This is a genomic window from Mesorhizobium sp. M7A.F.Ca.CA.004.04.2.1 (assembly GCF_004022825.1).
GTDB lineage: Bacteria > Pseudomonadota > Alphaproteobacteria > Rhizobiales > Rhizobiaceae > Mesorhizobium.
On the sequence record NZ_RZPH01000666.1, the window covers coordinates 1 to 3,406 of the forward strand.

Consider the following 3,406-nt stretch of genomic DNA (forward strand, 5'->3'; position numbering starts at 1 on the left):
GTCCACCCGCTGACCAAACGCTATCTCGCCGCCGGCCAGCAGGCCGGCCTGCCGCTCAATCCGGATTTCAACGGCGCCGCCCAGGAGGGCGTCGGCATCTACCAGATCTCGACCCGCAATGGCCGCCGCATGTCGGCGGCGTGCGCTTTCCTGCGCCCGGCGATGAAGCGCGGGAATGTCCGCGTCGAGATGAAGGCGCTGGCGACAAAAATCTTGTTCGAGGGCAAGCGTGCCGTCGGCGTCGAATATCTGCAGAACGGCGAAACGAAGACAGCGCGTGCCGGCCGCGAAATCATCCTGTCGGGCGGTTCGGTCAACTCGCCGCAGCTGCTGCAGCTGTCCGGTGTCGGCCCCTCCGCTCTGCTTAGCGGCCTGGGCATCCCAATCGTCCATGCCAACGAGAATGTCGGCGCGCATCTGCAGGACCATGTCGGCATCAACTACACCTTCAAGGGCAGGCTGCCGACGCTCAACCAGACGCTGCGTCCCTGGTGGGGCAAGCTACTGGTCGGCATGCAATACATCCTGACCCGCTCCGGCCCGCTGTCGCTGTCGATGAACAATGCCGGCGGCTTCTTCCGCACCGACCCTGCGGCGACGCGGCCCAACATGCAGCTCTATTTCCAGGCCTTCTCGACCGTCATTCCCAAGAGCGGCGAGCGCCCGATCCTGACGCCGGACCCATGGCCGGGCTTTTCCATCGGCCTGTCCAATTGCCGCCCGTCGAGCCGTGGCGAGATCATGATCCGCTCGGCCAATCCGCGCGACTACCCCAGGATAACGGCCAATGCCTACTCCACCAATGCCGATGTCGAGGAGATGCTGGCGGCGGTGAAATTCGTGCGCAAGATCGCCTCGATGCCTGCCATGGCCGAGATCATCGAGGAAGAGGTCCTGCCCGGTCCCTCGATCACCTCCGATGCCGATCTGGTCCAGGATTTCCGGAAGCGCTCGGGCACCGTCTATCATCCGGTCTCGACCTGCCGCATGGGGCCGGATCCCGCGCGCGCCGTCGTCGACCCGCGCCTCAAGGTGCATGGTCTGGAAGGTTTGCGCGTCATCGATGCCTCGATCTTTCCCGACAACATCACCGGCAACACCAACGCCGCCTCGATCATGACCGGTTGGAAAGGCGCCGAACTGGTTCTGGAGGACCAAGAATGAAGATCACCGACGTCAAGACCTGGGTTGTCGGCAATCCGCCGCCCGGCATCGGCGGCAAGTATTTCATCTTCGTCAAGCTGACCACCGACGGCGGCGTCGTCGGCTATGGCGAGGCTTACAACGCCACCTTCTCGGCCCATGTTACCGCCCGCATGGTCGAGGACATGGCCGAGCGCTATCTCATCGGCCGCGACCCGCACGACATCGAGAATTTCTTCCGCCGCGCCTATTCCTCCGGCTTCACCCAGCGCCCCGATGTGTCCGGCATGGGCTGCTTCTCGGCGCTGGAAATGGCCTGCTGGGACATCATCGGCAAGGAAGCCGACAAGCCGGTCTATAAACTGCTCGGCGGCCAGGTGCACGAAACGCTGCGTTCCTACACCTATCTCTATCCGCACAGCGGCAGCGTCCATTCCGAGGATGCGCACGGCAAGAACGTCTACAACGATCCAGATCTCGCCGCTGCCTGTGCGCTCGAATATGTCGAGCAGGGTTTCAATGCCGTCAAGCTCGACCCCGCCGGCCCCTACACAGCCTTCGACGGCCATCAGCCGCGCCTCGTCGATATCGACCTGTCCACCCGCATGATCAAGGCGATCCGCGAGGCGGTCGGCACCCGCGCCGACATCCTGTTCGGCACGCACGGCCAGTTCACAGCGTCCGGCGCGCTGCGCATGGCGCGCGCCATCGAGCCCTACGATCCCTTGTGGTTCGAGGAGCCGGTGCCGCCTGATATGCCTGAGGTCATGGCCCAAGTGGCCCGCGCGACCTCGATCCCGATCGCCACCGGCGAGCGGCTAACGACCAAGTTTGAATTCGCCCGCGTCATCGAGAACCGCGCCGCGACCATCCTGCAGCCGGACCTCGGCCGCTCCGGCGGCATTCTCGAAACCAAGAAGATCGCCGCCATGGCCGAGGCCTACCACATCCAGATCGCACCGCATTGCTATTGCGGACCGATCGTCGGTGCGGCCAACATCCAACTGGCGGTGACGCTGCCCAATTTCCTCATCCTCGAATCGCTGAAGCAGTGGGACGGTTTCCACGCCACGCTGCTGAAGAAAAAGATCGAGTGGCAGGACGGCAAAATCATCCCCTCAAAGGAGCCCGGCCTCGGCGTCGAGCTCAACGAGGCGGTCTGCGAAGCACACCCTTACACGGGCAAGGACCTGCATCTGCAGATGATGCAGACGCCGCTGACGCCGTGAGCGAAAGCTACGCCTTCATCGGCCTTGGCCACCTCGGCGGCAACCTTGCCGCCAGCCTGATCCGCAACGGCTTTGCCGTCACGGTCTTCGACCGTGATCCCGCCGCCGTCGAGCGCCTGGTGGCGCTCGGGGCCACAGCGGCAAGCAGCCCCGCCGAGGCCGCCGCACGGGCCGGCAACGCAATCTCCTGCCTGCCCTCTCCGAAGGTGAGCGAAGCCGTGCTGGCGGGCGCCGATGGTCTGCTGGAGGGCCTGCCCGCAGGCGGCACCTGGATCGAGATGTCGACCAACGGCCGCGACGAAATTACCCGCCTCGCCGCCCTCGCCTCGGCCAGGGGCGTCGAGACGCTGGAATGCCCGGTCACCGGTGGCGTGCACCTGGCGGCGGCTGGGAAGATCACCGCGCTGGTCGGTGGCGACGCCGCACTCTATGAACGTCATCGCCCCGCCATCGAGGCGATGTGCGCAAAATCGTTTCTGATGGGCCCGGTCGGCTCGGCGGCGGTGATCAAGGTGATCACCAACATGCTCGCCTTCATCCATCTCGTTGCCGCCGGCGAAGCGCTGATGCTGGCCAAACGAGGCGGGCTCGACCTCGCCCAATCCTACCACGCCATATCAGCCTCCTCCGGCAACAGCTTCGTCCACGAGACCGAAAGCCAGCTCATCCTCAACGGCTCCTACGACATCGGCTTCACCATGGACCTGGCGCTGAAGGACCTCGGCTTCGCGCTCGCCATCGGCGAGCAGTCCGGCGTGCCGCTTGAGCTGGCATCGCGCGTCAACGCCATTTTTCAGCAAGGCAAGGCCGCCTATGGCGGCGGCGCCTGGTCGACCCAGATCGTCAAACTGTTGGAAGATGCCGTCGGCACCGACCTGCGCGCACCTGGTTTCCCGGCCAAGCTCGAACTCTGACGCCGGCTGGATATCAAACGATTTCAGGGCGTTGGCTGGATCGGCGGATCCATCTGAATCAATCTGTCAACGGCTTGATTCAATATCTGAGCGTCAATGCACCGGGCAGGATCTCGAAGG

General features: G+C 64.4%; 3 protein-coding genes. All 3 read left to right on the top strand.

From position 1 onward, the window contains the following. On the top strand, positions 1-1,164 hold a 1,164-nt coding region (locus tag EN893_RS24875), incomplete at its 5' end, for a GMC oxidoreductase (protein WP_128361840.1). Then, entirely contained in the window at positions 1,161-2,372 is a 1,212-nt protein-coding gene (locus tag EN893_RS24880; RefSeq protein ID WP_127272520.1) for a mandelate racemase/muconate lactonizing enzyme family protein, read from the top strand. The genes EN893_RS24875 and EN893_RS24880, both read left to right, overlap by 4 nt. Beyond that, positions 2,369-3,286 carry an NAD(P)-dependent oxidoreductase gene (locus tag EN893_RS24885; protein ID WP_127268293.1) on the top strand — a complete coding sequence of 306 codons (918 nt, stop codon included), beginning with the start codon at positions 2,369-2,371 and terminating at the stop codon, positions 3,284-3,286. Before EN893_RS24880 ends, EN893_RS24885 begins: the two co-directional genes overlap by 4 nt. Positions 3,287-3,406 lie beyond the last annotated feature (120 nt).

Bases quoted from the DNA above. Each gene is read 5' to 3' on its own strand.
- EN893_RS24880 (WP_127272520.1), top strand. From the start codon at position 1,161: ATGAAGATCACCGACGTCAAGACCTGGGTTGTCGGCAATCCGCCGCCC.